The sequence below is a fragment of the Algibacter sp. 2305UL17-15 genome (assembly GCF_040720935.1).
In the GTDB taxonomy this organism is placed as follows: domain Bacteria; phylum Bacteroidota; class Bacteroidia; order Flavobacteriales; family Flavobacteriaceae; genus Jejuia.
This window is the reverse complement of record NZ_JBFDAE010000004.1, coordinates 85,960-103,874: the sequence shown is the minus strand read 5'-3', so window position 1 is coordinate 103,874 and position 17,915 is coordinate 85,960. Positions and strand designations below refer to the sequence as shown.

The window sequence follows — 17,915 nt, the reverse complement described above, 5'->3', positions numbered from 1 at the left end:
CATGGTCTCGGAATTCCTTTGAAATTGTCATTCCCGTGAAAACGGGGATCTAAATTGAAGAATTTTTACCCTTTTTAACTATTAATAGCAACTCTTTAAAATGACTAATTCTATAACTTTTAAAATACTAGATTTAAAAAAATCTTCAATTATCTTATGCAAAGATAAAAAATCGCAGTAGGAATAAAACTAAGACTTCACTTTCTTAATAGCCGAAAACGCTTTATCTACAAATTCATCTTCAACAAGAATTGTAAATTCATTTGTTGTAGAAAGTACTTCATACAGTACCACGCCTTCCCAGGCTAAACGCTTAAAAAAATGGTAATATAAACCTGCTATTTTAGAGTTGTCTTGAGGTAAATTGATACTAATAGCAGAGAGATTTTCTTGTACAGCGATAAAAAATTCGTGTTGCAAATGATTGTTTACAAAATCATTCAAACTACTAGAAACTACGAGATTACTTTCATGGATGCCGCGTGTAAACGCATAAAATAATTTATCTTCCTTGTTAATACGCTCTAATATTTTTGCATGATTATCAATAAGTGTTTGTGAATTTTTTACGGTAAAGTCTGTAAGGTTAGAACGCACAGTAATATCTCCAAGGTTTTGGATAACGCGTCGCATTTTTATGGTATTGCCCAATGTTGGAGGCGGATTGTAGCGTCTTAAAGCCATCATAATCGCTCCAGGTTTCACGTCTTTTTTAAGCATTTTACTGATAGGTTCAGTCAGTTCTAGAGCCAATGCGCTAAAGTTAATAATGTTTCTAGAAAGCGCTTCTTCTAAATAAGGTTGCGTTATTAAAATGTCTTCCACGCAATTAGATACCGTCTTCATGTTAATTATTTAACAGTTTGTGTAAAAATAAATCATTTTTTTTAAAAATGCTTCCAATTTGGTTTTGTGTTCTACTTTTGCTCCTCAAATTCTGAAAAATAAGCTGATGAAAGTATTAAAGTTTGGAGGCACTTCTGTAGGTTCTGTTGAGAACATGACCAACGTAAAGAACATCATTAACGATGGAAAAAAGAAAATTGTAGTACTTTCTGCAATGTCTGGGACCACCAATATTTTGGTCGGAATTGCTAATGATATCAAAGCTAATGCGATTGATAAAGCATTGGAAGATATTAGTGCACTTCATGAGAAATATATTAATGTTATTGATGAGTTACTAATTGATAGTGAATTAAATGTTTCAACTAAAAACTATATCTCAGCACGATTTAACTTTTTGATTGAATGTGTTTATAAGCCTTTTTCTGCAATACTTGAAAACGAGATTTTAGCTCAAGGAGAACTGATGTCCACGTTTATGTTCAACTGCTTTTTACAGCAAGAAGGCATTAAGTCGTCATTATTGCCAGCATTGGATTTCATGAAAATTGATGCCATAAAGGAACCAGATTTTGAATACATAAAAGAGAAATTATCAAATGTTTTGCAAAACGTTCCAGAAGCCGACATATATATTACACAGGGTTTTATCTGTTTAAACACTAATGGCGAAGTTTCTAATTTACAACGTGGAGGAAGCGATTATACGGCTACAATAATTGGTGCTGCCATTAAGGCTGAAGAAGTACAAATTTGGACAGACATTGATGGGATGCATAATAATGACCCTAGGTTTGTTGAGGGCACAAAACCAATTTCGGATTTATCGTTTGATGAAGCCGCGGAGTTGGCTTACTTTGGAGCAAAGATATTACATCCACAAACGGTATTGCCTGTTCGTGAGGATGGGATTCCGGTACGACTTAAAAACACGATGGATCCAGCTGCTAAAGGCACATCAATTACCAGTAATCATGTTGAAAATGGCATTAAAGCCATCGCAGCGAAAGATAATATTACCGCTATCAAAATTAAATCTGGTAGAATGTTACAAGCGCATGGTTTCTTGAAAAAAGTATTTGAAATTTTTGAGACTTATGAAACTTCAATAGATATGATAACCACTTCTGAAGTTGCGGTGTCCTTAACTATTGATGATGATAGAAATTTGGAAAAAATAGTTCACGAATTAGAGGCGTTTGCTAAAATAGAAGTAGATAAGAATCAAAGTATTGTGTGTTTGGTGGGTCATTCAATCGTGAATCACGAAAAGTCGTACAAACTATTTAAAATTTTAAAGGACGTAAAAATAAGAATGATATCTTATGGTGGAAGTAAGAATAATATTTCTATATTGGTCGATTCTAAAGACAAGATTAATACGCTACAAAAGCTAAATAATTATTTATTTGAATTAGTCACTCTATAGATTACATTTTTTAGTGTTTTGGTTAAAGGGATGTTTTTAACGTCCCTTTTTTTATGCATTCATAAGCGTTTCGATTTCCTCTACTTCAATTGGAATATTTTTCATCAAGTTGATGGGCTTGCCTGTTTTCTGGATAACTACATCATCTTCAATACGAATTCCAAAGCCTTCACCAGGGATGTAAATTCCGGGTTCTACGGTAAATACCATATTCGCCTGTATGGGTTCGGTTAAAATTCCGTAATCATGTGTGTCTAATCCCATATGATGACTTGTGCCGTGCATAAAATATTTCTTGTACGCTGGCCAATCGGGGTTTTCGTTTTTTACGTCAGCTTTATCTAGTAATCCAAGATGTATCAATTCTGAGGTCATAATTTTGCCAACTTCAATATGATAATCTGCCCAAAGCGTTCCGGGAGTTAATAGTTTGGTAGCTTCATTTTTCACTTTTAAAACAGCATTATACACCTCTTGCTGTCTTTTAGAAAAACGCCCGGAAACAGGAATGGTTCTCGTCATATCACTTGAATAATTCGCATATTCCGCACCAACATCCATCAATATTAAATCGCCCGATTTACATGCTTGATTGTTTTCTATATAGTGCAACACATTTGCGTTATTTCCTGATGCTATTATTGGGGTATATGCAAATCCTTTAGAGCGGTTTCTAATGAATTCATGAATATATTCAGCTTCAATTTCATATTCCATCACACCGGGTTTTACAAAATTTAAAACACGTTTAAATCCTTTTTCAGTAATGTTGCAAGCTTGTTGAATTAAATTAATCTCAATTTCTTCCTTTACAGAACGAAGGCGTTGTAAAATAGGGTTGCTTTTTGCAACCGCATGAGCAGGATATTTGTCTTTCAGCCATTTTGTAAATCTATCTTCACGGGTTTCAGTTTCAACATTTGCACGATAATGCTCGTTGGTATTAATGTATATGGTGTCGCATTGCGTCATTATTTCAAACAAAACTTTATCCAAATCTTGCAACCAATACACGGTTTTTATACCGCTGGTTTCAAGGGCTTTTTCCTTGGTTAGTTTTTCGCCTTCCCAAACCGCTATATGCTCATTGGTTTCTTTTAGAAAGAGTATTTCTCGATGTTTTTCTTTTGGGCAGTCTGGAAATAGAACTAAAATACTTTCTTCTTGATCTACGCCACTTAAATAAAATATATCCCGATGCTGTTCAAAAGGCATGGTGCTATCTGCACTTATTGGGTAGATGTCGTTTGAATTAAAAACAGCCAAACTCTTCGGTTTCATTTTAGAAGCAAACTTTCTCCTATTAGCAATAAAAAGCTGATTATTTAAGGGATGATATTTCATGTGTCTATTTTTAGTGTTCTTTAGCGGCCTCATGTAACTTCTCTGTAATCATGTTCTTAAGTACTGGGAAATGACCCTGGAAGTTTCATGTTATGTTGAAGTTGAATTTACGACAGATGTAAAAGTATAAATAAAAAAGAAGATTTTAAATTCTTATATTTGATTTACCCCTCGCTATTTTATTAATATAAAACCATCCAAAATGAGAAATTCTACTCGCGTAAGTTTACTGTTTGTGGCACTTATATGCCTTATTGCCAATATGAAACTTCAAGGCCAAATGTTATTGAATGAAGTGCCTCTTAAAAAGCAAATTGAAAAGTCTAGCCTAATTATAGAGGGGAAAGTTGTCTCAAAAAAATCTACTTGGGACACTAATAAAAAAATGATCTATACCATCAATACTATAGAAGTGTATAAAGTTTTTAAAGGCCAACCTAGAGCTACTATAGACGTGATTACCTCTGGAGGTATTGTAGGCCTAGAGGCTATAATGAAACATCCAAATTTAGAACTTAGAAAAGATGATGTGGGTGTTTTTATGCTATCTGGCAGTACCGCAGTATTGCCCGAAGTTGGTAAAACAAGTACAATGCAGTTTAAAACCATTGGTACTTCTCAAGGCTATTATAAATATAATTTAAGGAAAAACTTAGCTGCAAATTCATTTAATAAAAGAAGTGGTATTTCCAATAATTTCTACAATGAAATTGTGAAATATACCAAAAGAAATTACCAAGTAGTTAAAGGTTTTGATGTTGAAAATAAAATAGCAAAGGGAGTTTCAAGTAAGGGTCTTTTAGTTCCAGGCCCCATTACTTTGAGTGATAATGTGGTTACTGCAGGAACAAAATTTGAATTAACAATAACAGGTACGGATTTTGGAGGCACACAAGGGAAGGTTTGGTTTAGTGATGCAAATGACGGAGGAAGTACATTTATTAGCGCATTGGATTCTCAAGTTAAAAGTTGGTCTTCTACCGAGATTGTAGTTGAAGTGCCATCACGGGCAGGGACAGGCCCAATTTATATTGAAGATAGTGTTGGAGGGCAATCTCCAGAATCTTCAACGCTAACAGTTTCATATGCAGAGATTAATGCTGAATTTGATATTGATGATGCTTCAGGGTCAGGTGGCGTTAATGGTCCAGAACCTATAAGAGCTTATCAAATACAACACATTAGCAGTAATGTAGATATGGGTGTCAACAAAGGTTATGAATGGGAAATGTATCAAGATTTTTTTGATGGCACAGATGTTTCTGGTGCTAAAGCTGCATTTGAGCGTGCCTTCAATCAATGGGTTTGTGAAACCGGGATTTATTGGGCAATTAGTGATACACCGTCGATGGTTGATGTAGCCGATTTTGAGAACAGATCAGTACCATCTCCAGGTACCCCAGATCCGCCGGTCAACATTATTAGATTTGATAATGATGATGCTATTCCAGATAATGGTGATGATGAGTTAGATTCAGATACTTTAGGTGAATGCACGTATTATTCAAAAGGATGTTTTGTAGGAGGTGAACTTTTTTGGTATGTGGCAGAATTGGATATCGTTTTTAATGATGATTATTCTTGGTACACTGGAACAGGGATACCTTCAACAAGTGAATATGATTTAGAAACTATTGCGCTTCATGAATTGGGGCATGGGCATTTATTAGGGCACGTTATTGACCTGAATAATAATGCAATAGATCCAGGTACTAATAGAATTATAAATAATGTTGAGGATGTAATGCATTATGCAACTTCAAATGGAGAAGCACAACGTGTTTTAACCGCAAATAACAGCACTTGTGGAAATGGAATTCAAACCAGAAGTAAGGCTTCTGCGACTTGTGGTCAGCCTTTGATGGCAGATAGACCTTGTCCTTTAAGTTCGGAAGAAGAAACTTTAAACAAAGGCGTTAGTATGTATCCCAATCCGGCGAGAAGTAAATTTCAAATTAAAAATGAATCCTCTATTGCTATTGAAAAGGCGATTATCTATGATATCAGCGGCAGGCTAATATCTAGCCACAATTTTTCAAATACATCAAGAACACATACTATTGGAATAGAAGGGATTTCCAAAGGTCTTTATTTTGTTAACATTCACTCAGAGGATGCTTTTATCACTAAAAAGCTTATTCTAGAATAGCTTAAAAAAAAAATTCTAAAGGAGGTATTGATGAACATTTATTAATACCTATTTTCTAAAACGTGGCTAAAAATCGCCCATATTTCACCTATTTTCTTATGCGTGGCGATGCTATATCTTTCAAAAATAATCTTATCTAAATTTCGATTAAAAACAAAAGTCAGGACGAGTTCTAAACTAAAACAGACTTTTGTAAGTGTATGATTTTCAGGGTGTAATAAAAGTAATTCAGTAATTTACCTCTTGACGATTTTAACATATTTCAACAGTCTAAAAGTGAAATTTTCCCGTAAATTTAGTGAATCACCGTAATCCCTCGTTAATTCGTTAATGTGGTGAATTAAACCATATAAAAATTGAGGGATGAAAAAACATGCACTAATTAGTTTGATATTTTTTTTAGCATTATCTAAATCAATATCTGCACAGCAAATGCTTAAAAAAGTATCCTTAAGCAAACAAATTGAAAAATCAACTTTAGTATTAGAAGGAAAAGTACTTTCAAAAAAATCTTTTTGGGACAAAAACCACGAAAAAATATATACTATCAATACCGTAGAAGTATATAAGGTGTTTAAGGGAGACACATTACCAATAATTGAAATTATAACACTTGGCGGTGTTTTAGGTATGGATGCTCAAATTGTTCATCCAAGTTTAAAACTAAATATAGATGATATAGGCCTATTTACTTTATACAATACCCATGTAGAATTAGAATCTAAAATGGAGACTAATAAAATGAGGTTTAAACCCTATGGATCATTGCAGGGGTTTTATAAATATGATCTTGATAGTAATACTGCGGCAAATCGATTTACTTCTAAAAAAGGAATTACAAATTCTTTTTACAATGAAATAATGAGCTACACCAAGACGGATTATATTCAACTCACCAATTTTGACGTTCAAAACAAGACTTCAATATCAAGTAAAACAAGCAATTTATTTCCAGTAACCATTACAAATTTTTCTCCTACAACTTCAACTGCTGGCACAGCATCGGTTTTAACCATTACTGGCTCTAATTTTGGCACTACAAAAGGCAAGGTTGGTTTTAGCAATGCCGATAAAGGAGGTTCGGGATATGTAAATGCGTTAGACAGTCAAGTATTAACTTGGACAAACACTAGGATTACGGTTGAAATTCCTTCTGAGGCCGGAACAGGAAGAATAAAAGTAACTCATAATGATGGCAGTTTTTTAACTTCTAGCAGCACGTTGTTTATTAAACATGCCCAAGTCAATATCGTTTCGGATCAATTGAATCCAGGGGTTAATGTGGCATATAAAACCCAACTGGTTGATGATAATGGAAGCGGAGGTTATACTTGGCATATGTCATCGGTTTTTTCTGAACAATCGGGAGCAAAAGAAGCCCTTAAAAGAGCATTAACAACTTGGAGCTGTAAGACTCAGATTAATTGGATTTTAAATGAATCAAACATTATAACAAGTCCTGGTGCGCAACATAAAGCAAATTCAGATGATATTAATGTATTATCCTTTGATAATAGCACAAGTACCAATCCGGATGATGATTTGCCCGATACCGTTCTTAGTTTAAGAACTTTATACTATTCGGCATGTACGGTAATAAAAAATAGCGCTCCTAGTTTGGACTGGTATGTAATTGAATTTGACATCATGTTTGATGACGAAACCAATTGGAACTTTAATTCACAAAAGCCAAGTAGTACCGAGTTTGATTTTGAAAGTGCCGCGCTTCATGAATTAGGCCATTGCAGGCAAATGGATCATATTATTGATACAGATAACATAATGCATTTTGCTATTGCTGAAGGAGAATCATTAAGATCTTTAAGTGCTGATAATATTGAAGGCGCAAACATGATACAAAAAAATAGCACCGATAAGCCAGTATGTGGTAAGCCTTTAATGACTAATTTTTCTGGTAGTTGTGCTTTAGGTATTGAAGAAGATATATTGAATAAAGGTATCAGAATCTACCCTAACCCAACTAAAGGTAATTTATTTATTAGTAACGATGGCTTGGTCAATTTAGAAAAAATAGTTATTTATGATGTTAGTGGCAGACTTATTTCACAACAAGATATTTCGAATACATCCCGGTTAAGAACGGTTCGGCTTAACGGCCTTTCAAAAGGGGTTTATCTTGTAAACATTCATTCTGACAAGACATTTATCACTAAAAAAATAATTAAGGATTAGTAGTTTGTTATTTTGTTGTTTTATTTCAGGTATTCGTGGTTTTTGAACAAAACCCATACTTTAGGAAAACGCCTCAAATACACTAATTTTTAGTTTTAGTAGTGCGTCCAATAGTGGTAAAAATGGCTCTGACACCATTTCTTGTTTAAAATTACTTTAAAGGAAAAGGGCTTTTTATTACGGTTATTTTAAATGAGAGGTGGTATCAAGTAAAAGGATGGTTTATCCTTTACGACACTTCTTTAAATTCATTCTAAATAGTAAAAACATGACATTTGTTATTTGTCTAAGAGTACATCCGTACTTACCTTTGTTATTCTTATAAACTAACATCATAACAATGGGCGGATTTTTTAAATCTTCGATTGGAAGAAAAGTAGCTATGGCGCTTTCTGCATTCTTCCTCATGTTTTTCCTAATAATTCATTTAGCGGTAAATATCACATCTCTTTTTAGTGAAACTTTATTTAACGATTTATCCCATTTTATGGGAACTAATCCTCTAATACAATTTGCTTTACAACCTGTTTTAATTTTCGGTGTTGTATTTCATTTTGTAATGGGATTTGTATTAGAGCTGAAAAACAAAAAAGCAAACGGCATAAGTTATGCCAAAAACAATGGCGCTGCAAATTCCAGTTGGATGAGTAGAAATATGATATATAGCGGACTCGTTATATTAGCATTTATTGTTTTGCACTTTATAGATTTTTGGATTCCAGAACTGAACACTAAATATGTTCTTGGAGACATGTCTGGATTACACGACGGTGAATTTAGATATTTCCATGAATTGGTAGAAAAGTTTCATAACCCGCTAAGAGTAGCTGCTTATGTAGTTGCTTTTGTTCTATTGGCATTACACTTATTGCACGGATTTACATCTGCATTCCAATCGTTGGGAATAACAGCAAGTAGAAAGAAATTCCTTAAAAACTTTGGTTTAGCATATTCGATTATAATTCCGTTAGGATTTATAATAATAGCACTTTTTCACCATTTAACTCATAACCATTAATCTTAAATAAACATGGCTTTAGATTCAAAAGTACCAAAAGGTCCAATTAAAGATAAATGGACAACTTATAAAGACAAAATAAACCTTGTAAATCCAGCAAATAAACGCCATATCGACATTATTGTAGTAGGAACAGGTTTAGCTGGAGGTTCTGCTGCAGCAACGTTAGCAGAACTAGGCTATAATGTAAAAGCATTTGCTTACCAAGATTCTCCGCGCAGAGCGCATTCAATTGCAGCTCAAGGAGGTATTAATGCGGCAAAAAATTATATGGGAGATGGCGATTCTATTTATCGTCTTTTTTACGATACTGTAAAAGGAGGCGATTATCGTTCTCGTGAAGCAAATGTGTATCGTTTAGCTGAAGTTTCTGGAAATATTATCGACCAATGTGTGGCTCAAGGTGTTCCTTTTGCTCGTGATTATGGTGGTTTATTAGACAACCGTTCTTTTGGTGGTGTATTAGTGTCCAGAACATTCTACGCTAAAGGACAAACAGGACAGCAGTTATTATTAGGATGTTATTCCGCAATGAACCGTCAAATAGCGCGTGGTAAAATAGAAATGTTCAATCGTCACGAAATGTTAGATGTTGTAAAAGTTGATGGTAAAGCAAGAGGTATTATTGCACGTGATTTAATAACAGGTGAAATAGAACGTCATTCGGCTCATGCTGTTGTTATTGCAACTGGAGGATACGGAAATGTTTATTTCTTGTCAACAAATGCAATGGGTTCTAACGCAACCGCAGCTTGGAAAATTCATAAAAAAGGAGCGTATTTCGCAAACCCTTGTTTTACGCAAATTCACCCAACGTGTATTCCGCGTTCTGGAGATTACCAATCTAAATTAACGTTGATGTCAGAATCATTACGTAATGATGGTAGAATATGGGTGCCTGCAAAATTAGAAGATGCCAAAGCAATACAAGAAGGTAAATTAAAACCAACGCAAATAGCTGAAGAAGATAGAGATTACTATTTAGAGCGCCGTTATCCTGCATTTGGTAACTTAGTGCCTCGTGATGTAGCTTCAAGAGCTGCAAAAGAGCGTTGCGATGCTGGTTATGGTGTAAATGCTACAGGTGAAGCTGTATATTTAGATTTTGCCGCTGCTTTTGAACGTTATGGAAAAGAACAGGCAAAAATACACGGAATTAAAAACGCTTCTAAAGAAGAGATTATAAAATTAGGTCAAGGCATTATTGAAGAAAAATATGGAAATTTATTTCAGATGTATGAAAAAATCATTGCTGAAAATCCGTATGAAACTCCAATGATGATATATCCGGCTACTCATTATACAATGGGTGGCGTTTGGGTTGATTACAACTTGATGACAACCGTAGATGGGTTATATTGTATTGGAGAAGCTAATTTCTCTGACCATGGCGCAAATAGACTTGGAGCTTCTGCGTTAATGCAAGGGTTGGCCGATGGTTATTTTGTATTGCCATATACAATCGGTGATTACTTATCAGATGATATCCGTACTGGAAAAATTCCAACAGATACCAAAGAGTTTGATGAAGTTGAAAAAGAAGTAAAAGATAGAATCGACTTCTTTATCAATAATAAAGGAACAAAATCCGTAGATCATTTCCATAAACGTTTAGGTAAAGTAATGTGGGATAAAGTAGGAATGTCGCGCAACGAAAAAGATTTAAAAGCAGCTATGGCTGAAATTAAAGCGATTCGTGAAGAATTCTGGAAGGACGTAAAAGTCCCTGGAAATGCAAATGAAATGAATGTCGAACTAGAAAAAGCTGGTCGCGTAGCAGACTTTTTAGAATTAGGAGAGTTATTTGCCAAAGATGCGTTAGTAAGAAACGAATCTTGTGGCGGACATTTCCGTGAAGAATCTGTAGAATTGGATGGCGAGCAAAAAGGAGAGGCAAAACGTAACGATAAAGATTTTGCTTTTGTTTCCGCTTGGGAATATAAAGGAGAACCAGCTGATGCTGTGCTCCATAAAGAAGAATTGGAATTTAAGGATATCGAATTAAAACAACGTTCATACAAATAGAATAGAGAAAAAAGATAATAGAATAAAGAGGAAAGACTAATTCTAATTTTGCATTGAAAGAAAAATTAATCATAAAAAACTTTGGTCCTATTAAATCTGTTGATTTAGATTTAGGAAAAATAAACGTACTTATTGGTGAGCAAGCTACAGGAAAAAGTACTGTTGCCAAGGTTTTGAGTGTATGTAGATATTTTTCATACATTGTTAATTATTCTGTGGATAATGATAAACAAAAAACGTTTAATAACAATAATGAATTTCTTAAAGGTTTAATTGATTGGGGAATTGATGATTATTTACAAGATGATTCTTATATTTTTTACGAAAATAAGTTATACAAATTTGAATTTAGAAATAAGTTAATTACTGAATTTGAAAGTGTTTCTGGAATAGATGATTATAAGAAACAGTACTATCAAACAGAAACTAGAATAATTTCAAGAACACAAGAATTTACAGAGTTATTAATTCAACTTCAGAATTTAAAAAATGATGAGATTTCTAATGAGGAAAAAACATTTGAGTTCGGTTTATTTGAATGGAGTCCAAATGAAAATTTTTTCAGGCTTAATGTAAAAAAAGTAATGAATAACCCTCTATTTATTCCTGTGGAAAGAGGCTTTCAATCATTATCTGTGGGTAAAGATTCATTACTGTCAGATGCAATATTAGACGAATTAGCGAAAATTAATAAAATAGTTAGAGGCTATAATATTGATGTAGATATAAAACCTCTCAATATTATTTTAAGAAATGAAAATGGACTGAGCAAAATAAAGAGATCAGGCGAAAAAGATTTCCATTATTTACACAAAGGGGCAAGTGGTTTTCAATCAACTATCCCAATTTACCTGGCTGTCAAATTTAACAACGATTTAAAAATCAATAGAGGAAGAACTATAATTGTTGAAGAACCTGAACTTAACTTATATCCAAAAACTCAAAAAAAATTAGTCGAGTTTTTTACAGAATCTATATATCAATTTAACAACCAGTTTCTTCTGCCTACGCATAGCCCATATATTTTAACAACATTAAGTAATTTAATTTACGCACATAAAATAGGTACGGCCGAACATGGGAAGTATGAAAAACAAGTAGATAAAATTATTTCTAAAAAATCATGGATTGATGTAAATGATATTTCTGTTTATTATTTAAAGGATGGTCATGCTAGCAATATGGTAAATATTGAAGATTGTATTATTAATTTGGATGATTTAGATAGTGTTTCAGAAGTTATAAATAAAGAATTTGATGAATTGTTAGAGATTGAAATAGCAATCGAAAAAGAAATTAAAGAATGATTTGCACCAAAATTGAAGATTGCAAACAAAAATTAAACAATCCTAAAAAAACTTTAGTTGATAAAAAGGGAGGAAAGAGTAAATATTTAATAGCTAATAAATCACAATTTGAGTATTCAATAATAGATTTTGAAAATTGTGTTTATGAAGATAAACAAAATGATACTAAATGTGATTATGGTATGGAAACCGAAGACTCAATTTATTATATAGAATTAAAAGGTTCTGATGTTATAAGGGGTATAAAGCAAATATTAACAACTTTTAATGAAACTGAAAAATGTTTTGGTGTTAAAGCTAAAAAAGGAAGACTAATTGTTACAAGATTTTCAAAACCTAAAATTGCTAAACAGACTAAAGAATATAAAGATTTAATTAAAAAAATAGGAAGTGTAGAAGGTTTTGTTATCAAACAAAATGAATACACAGAGATAATTTGAAAACAACTAAATTATGAATCTTACATTAAAAATTTGGAGACAAAAAGACTCAAATGCAAAGGGTCAAATGGTCGATTATAAAGTAACTGATATTTCGGAGCATATGTCTTTTTTAGAAATGTTGGATGTTTTGAACGAGCAATTGGTCAACTCTGGTGAAGAGCCTGTAGCGTTTGACCACGATTGTCGAGAAGGTATTTGTGGTATGTGTTCTTTATACATAAATGGTGAAGCACATGGGCCAGATAGAGGTATTACAACATGTCAGTTACACATGCGCATGTTTAACGATGGAGATACCATTACAATTGAACCATTTAGAGCTGCGGCATTTCCTGTAATAAAGGATTTGATTGTTGATAGAATGGCGTTTGAACGTATTCAGCATGCAGGGGGTTACATATCTGTAAATACTTCAGGAAACACTCAAGATGCTAATGCACTTCCTATTTCGAAACATGCAGCAGATGAAGCTATGGATGCAGCAACTTGTATTGGCTGTGGAGCTTGTGTGGCAACTTGTAAAAACTCTTCTGCAATGTTATTTGTTGGTGCAAAAGTATCACAATATGCATTATTGCCCCAAGGACAAGTAGAAGCTGCAGACCGTGTTAAAAACATGGTTGCGCAAATGGATTTAGAAGGTTTTGGTAACTGTACCAATACAGGAGCATGTGAAGTAGAATGTCCAAAAGGTATTTCTCTAGATAATATTGCCCGAATGAATAGGGAGTTAATAAAGGCTGCTATTAAGTAGCGTTCTTATTTTTAGATAATATATTACCCATATCAATGCGTTGGTATGGGTTTTTTAGTTATAAAAATTACGTAAAAAGGTATATTTTCATCAAAAGTACTAGTGTATAACTTATTAAAGCTATGCGTTTTATCGATAAAATAAGTAATATGTCGTTATAATTTTGTTTATTTGTAAGAAGTAGTTCCTGTACTTATTACTAATAAAATGAAAAAGCTCCTTATCCTCCTAGTTTTAAATTCCTGTTTGGCGGTGTTCTCCCAGAAGAACCTAGACCTAAAAGGTATGGTTGTAGATAATAATCAGCAACCAATTCAATATGCATCTGTTAGTGTTCCTAAATTATATCTAGTAACTTCAACTACTGAGGAAGGTAAATTTTCCTTATCACTCGCGGATATTAATTTCGACTTAAAAGATATTATAGAAATTTCTAGTTTCGGGCATCCAACACGAAAGCTTACAATTCAAGATTACCTAGATTTAAATGACAAGGCCATTGTTATTGGAGGTGATATTCCACAAAAAAACAAGGTTAATACCATTAAGAAGATTAACAGGTCTAAAGTAGCCAAGACCGAAGTCGTAAAGCATCATATCGAAACGAGTGAAAAGTCGGCAAAAGATTATGTAGAGATGGCTTATGCAAGTATTGTAAAAAACACAATCAATACGCCTCATGAATTAAGTATGCTTTACCGTCGTTTTTCTGTGGAAAATAATAAGGCAAGGTTCTTAGTGGAACATTGTATGAGTGTCTTGGATAAAGGCCCTTTAAATGGAAACTACAAGGGTTCTAAAATCCAATCAGGACGAAAATCCCAAGACCATAGACTCATCAAGAAAAAAATGATTGGGCATCCAGTAAATCAAGTTGCCAAAAAAGACCCACTTAGAGAAGGTGTGAATTTTGACGATTACGATTGGAGATTTAAAGGCAATTCATCTTATGACGGGGAGGATATTGTAATCGTTGAAGGATGGCAAAAAGATAGTAATAGTAAGTATATTAGATATTACATTGGCACAAAAACCTTTGGAGTTTACAAAATAGAAAAGGCGCATTTAAACTCGGTTTTTATTTATAGAAAAGATGAAAACGGTAAATTGCACCTAAGTTACCATAACAGAACAAGAACTTCTAAAGCAGAATTATCCCCTGAACAAAAAAGAATATTAAAAACCAATAAATACTATGTAACAGAATCCTATAAGCATGAGGTTTTTGTTCTAGGCGTAAAGAAGTTGATTCCTAAGAAATACGACCGTTCTATTTATAAGTTTCATAAAGAGGATATAGGCGACATTGACATAACATATACACCATCTTTTTGGCGAAAATTAAATTTACCGCCAAGCACAGCATTTTATAAAGAAAGTGTAAAGGAGCTGGAAAAAATCTCTGGTGCGTCAATTCAAAAACAATTCAGAAGAGTTAATTAAATAGGGTATTAAAAATAAGCCTTCAACTGCACAGTTCCAGTATGTATCGTGTTACTGGTTTCCGTTTTTCTGCCAAAATAGCTGAGGTTTAAATCGAGGAATTTAGTGAGTTTTTTTTGTGCCAGTAAAGTCCAAGTAAAGTTTTTACCCGGTTGCAAACCTTCCAGCATTTGGTAGGCAACTGGCGTGTTTGGGTTGCCATTAAAGTTGTTTGAAAATTAATTGATTACAGCATGTTTTATGATTTTTCTACTTTCAGAACAAAAAAGTATATGTTCAGAACATTTTACTCAAATAAACAGTTGCCCTAAACTTATTACTTTTTAACTTAGTGAGCAATAACTTAAATAGTATGGACAAGGTTAAAATTTTAGTTGTTGAAGATGAAATTATAATTGCTGATAATATCTGTGATTCATTAAATGACTTAGGTTATGAAGCACTAGAACCAGCTATTAATTATACCGAAGCTATTGATGTAATAGAAAATAATTATCCAGATATTGCTATTTTAGATATTCAGCTATCTGGTAAAAAGACTGGTATAGATTTAGCAAAAAAAATAAATAGAGATTATAAATTTCCTTTTATATTTTTAACATCAAATTCAGACCTAGCTACGATAAACGAAGCAAAAAAAGTATTGCCCAATGCGTTTTTGGTAAAACCGTTTTCAAAAGAAGAACTCTTCTCTTCTATAGAAGTGGCTCTTTACAATTTTTCAAAAAAAACGGGAGGGGTTGATAATTTAGAAGTCATCATTAAAGATGCTTTATTTGTTAAAGATAAGGGATGCTTTACTAAAATTTTATTTGATGATATATTATATGTACAGAGCGCCCATGTTTATGCCGAAATTGTTTTAAAGGATAAAAGCACACACGTTGTTCGTGTTAGTTTAAACGATATTATAAATAAACTAAGTGCAAATTTTGTACGTGTACACCGTGGGTTTATTGTTAATACACGCTATCTACAAAAAATAAACCCTACTTCGCTTCATATAAACGACACCGAAATACCAATTGGTAAAACCTATCGGGAGGCTATCTTAAATCTCATTAATTTACTTTAAAGGGTACTAGTATTTAATTTACAACATATATAAGTTCTTTCAGAACAATATAGCTTCGTTTAGAACTTTATCGTTGTTTTTTGCATTTCATCGATGTATGTTTGCTTTTTAGAATTTAAAATCCAAACAAATTTATTATGAAACGAATCTACATTTTAACCTCAATTTTGTTTTTACTGAGTATGACAGTAACAGCACAAACTTTTCCAGACACCTTCGAATTTAGAGGTATACATCAAAATTCTGGTGCAGTTATGGCGCCACTTACTGCTCCAGGACCTAATCCAGCGGGTTTAGATACTGCAGTTTTGCCAACCGCTACTGGACGGTTAAGTGCTCCAGTATTAGTAGACCTCGATGGTGATAGCGACTTAGACATGGTTTCTGGAGCACAAGATGCAGCTGGAAAATTGTATTATTATGAGAATATAGGAACTCCTACTGCTCCAAATTGGGTGCAAACAGCTTTACCAACGTTAGATGCTGTTGCAATAGCTCCAGGAGGTAATAATGAAACTAAACCAGCTTTTGTAGATATTGATAATGATAATGATTTTGATTTATTTTTGATGACTAAAAATGATGAAAATTCAAACAATTTTAATGATATTCACTTTTACGAAAATACAGGTACAGTGACCGTTCCAAATTTTGTAGCTTCAACACTACCTGGTATTCTTAATCAAAACATTTCAAACTTTCCAAGTATAACATTTGTTGATTTAGATGATGATGATGACTACGATATTGTAGGTATGGGGAGCGATTCTTTATCTTACATGAGAAACATAGGAACCAAGGCACTGGCATCGTTTGAGCGAAAATATCATTTAGAAAATCCTTGGGACATGAATACAGGAACTGGAATTCTTGATCGTAATTGGCCACATGGCGATAATTTAGTAACTATTCCAAATTTTCAAGATGTAGATAACGATGGTGATTTTGATTTAATTATGGGAACAGATACAGGTGTCGTGCACTGGGTTGAAAATATTGGTACAGCTGCAGCACCAGATTATGGCTCTTATACCTACCAAAATTTAGGCGGCGATTTAGCAACTTTTGACTTTGGCCAATTTGCTAATATATCTTTTGGAGATGTTAATAGTGATGGTATTTTAGATGCAATTTTAGGTTCTTTCAATCCAGGACATTTTGCATGGTTTGAAGGTGTGAGCACAACTCCAGCTAGAGACATTTTAGCCTTAATTGGTATAGACGAAGAAGATGTCGCAGCCACTTCTACCAATGCCACAGCTACAGAACTAAACGACTTAGCAACGGTTTCAGGTGCTATAGAAGCCAACGAAGGGGCTTACCAAGCCTATATTGATGGCAATAACGGTAATTTTAGCTCGCCTGCAACAGAAGCAGAAGTACAGACAATGGTTACTGCGGTAAATGCATCACAAATGGTGTTACTAGAAATAGGGCAAGATGCAGACAATGGCAGTTCAGATGTTACTAGTATTGAGCTAGAAGCTATTATACCAGCAATTACGGGAATTGTAATGGAGGACGAAAGTTTGTACCAAGATTATATCGCTAATAATCCTAATGCATTTTCTGCTCCTGCAACAGCAGCAGAAGTGCAAGCTATGGTTAATGCTGTAAACAACACCCTAGGGGTTAACAAACATACATTAGCAGCAGATGTGAAATTATACCCAAACCCAACATCAACCATCGTTACCATATCACATAATATTAAACATGTTTCTGTTTTTGATGTTACTGGGAAAAAGGTTTTTGAAACTGCTAAAAACAGTTTTAATGTAAGCAAATTAAAGACTGGAATTTACCTAATAGAAATTACATTAGATTCAGGTAATAAGGTAGTTAAAAGATTAATTAGGGATTAATTGATAGTTTGCAATGAATATGCC

13 protein-coding genes are annotated in these 17,915 nt (G+C 33.6%); 11 read left to right on the top strand and 2 right to left on the bottom strand.

Translation table 11 applies throughout. The features are described 5' to 3' along the window. Window positions 1–189: 189 nt before the first annotated feature. Window positions 190–846, bottom strand: coding sequence for a hypothetical protein (locus ABXQ82_RS05620; RefSeq protein WP_367056142.1), 657 nt, complete (start codon window positions 844–846; stop codon window positions 190–192). 106 nt (window positions 847–952) lie between these two features. On the opposite strand from ABXQ82_RS05620, the gene ABXQ82_RS05615 reads away from it, so the two are divergent. Then, on the top strand, window positions 953–2,275 hold the full coding sequence (locus ABXQ82_RS05615; protein ID WP_367056139.1) for an aspartate kinase: 1,323 nt from the start codon (window positions 953–955) through the stop codon (window positions 2,273–2,275). 51 nt (window positions 2,276–2,326) lie between these two features. Here the strand turns inward: ABXQ82_RS05615 and ABXQ82_RS05610 are convergent, their stop codons facing one another. Continuing rightward, window positions 2,327–3,619 (bottom strand): aminopeptidase P family protein, encoded by a 1,293-nt coding sequence (locus tag ABXQ82_RS05610; protein ID WP_367056136.1) that lies wholly within the window; start codon window positions 3,617–3,619, stop codon window positions 2,327–2,329. Window positions 3,620–3,821: 202 nt separating this feature from the next. Here ABXQ82_RS05610 and ABXQ82_RS05605 point away from each other — a divergent pair, with 202 nt between their 5' ends. The 10 genes from ABXQ82_RS05605 to ABXQ82_RS05560 all read left to right on the top strand — a co-directional run bounded on the left by ABXQ82_RS05605 (window position 3,822) and on the right by ABXQ82_RS05560 (window position 17,891). Beyond that, window positions 3,822–5,768 carry a T9SS type A sorting domain-containing protein gene (locus ABXQ82_RS05605; RefSeq protein WP_367056133.1) on the top strand — a complete coding sequence of 649 codons (1,947 nt, stop codon included), beginning with the start codon at window positions 3,822–3,824 and terminating at the stop codon, window positions 5,766–5,768. Between the two features lie 363 nt (window positions 5,769–6,131). Next, window positions 6,132–7,961, top strand: coding sequence for a T9SS type A sorting domain-containing protein (locus tag ABXQ82_RS05600; RefSeq protein ID WP_367056130.1), 1,830 nt, complete (start codon window positions 6,132–6,134; stop codon window positions 7,959–7,961). A gap of 340 nt (window positions 7,962–8,301) precedes the next feature. Beyond that, the gene (locus tag ABXQ82_RS05595) at window positions 8,302–8,979 is read left to right on the top strand and encodes a succinate dehydrogenase cytochrome b subunit (RefSeq protein ID WP_367056127.1); all 678 of its coding nucleotides are present in this window, start codon (window positions 8,302–8,304) and stop codon (window positions 8,977–8,979) included. Between the two features lie 12 nt (window positions 8,980–8,991). Beyond that, the gene (locus ABXQ82_RS05590; protein ID WP_367056125.1) at window positions 8,992–11,004 is read left to right on the top strand and encodes a fumarate reductase/succinate dehydrogenase flavoprotein subunit; all 2,013 of its coding nucleotides are present in this window, start codon (window positions 8,992–8,994) and stop codon (window positions 11,002–11,004) included. Window positions 11,005–11,057: 53 nt separating this feature from the next. Further along, window positions 11,058–12,311: an AAA family ATPase gene (locus ABXQ82_RS05585; RefSeq protein WP_367056122.1), complete on the top strand. Its 1,254-nt coding sequence runs from the start codon at window positions 11,058–11,060 to the stop codon at window positions 12,309–12,311. Next, window positions 12,308–12,751, top strand: coding sequence for a hypothetical protein (locus ABXQ82_RS05580; protein ID WP_367056119.1), 444 nt, complete (start codon window positions 12,308–12,310; stop codon window positions 12,749–12,751). The genes ABXQ82_RS05585 and ABXQ82_RS05580 overlap by 4 nt, the downstream gene beginning before the upstream one ends. 13 nt (window positions 12,752–12,764) lie before the next feature. Continuing rightward, window positions 12,765–13,508 carry a succinate dehydrogenase/fumarate reductase iron-sulfur subunit gene (locus tag ABXQ82_RS05575; RefSeq protein ID WP_367056116.1) on the top strand — a complete coding sequence of 248 codons (744 nt, stop codon included), beginning with the start codon at window positions 12,765–12,767 and terminating at the stop codon, window positions 13,506–13,508. Window positions 13,509–13,715: 207 nt separating this feature from the next. Continuing rightward, entirely contained in the window at window positions 13,716–14,951 is a 1,236-nt protein-coding gene (locus ABXQ82_RS05570; protein ID WP_367056113.1) for a hypothetical protein, read from the top strand. A gap of 352 nt (window positions 14,952–15,303) precedes the next feature. After that, entirely contained in the window at window positions 15,304–16,026 is a 723-nt protein-coding gene (locus ABXQ82_RS05565) for a response regulator (protein WP_367056110.1), read from the top strand. A gap of 137 nt (window positions 16,027–16,163) precedes the next feature. Beyond that, window positions 16,164–17,891: a T9SS type A sorting domain-containing protein gene (locus tag ABXQ82_RS05560; RefSeq protein ID WP_367056107.1), complete on the top strand. Its 1,728-nt coding sequence runs from the start codon at window positions 16,164–16,166 to the stop codon at window positions 17,889–17,891. The last annotated feature ends 24 nt before the right edge of the window (window positions 17,892–17,915 follow it).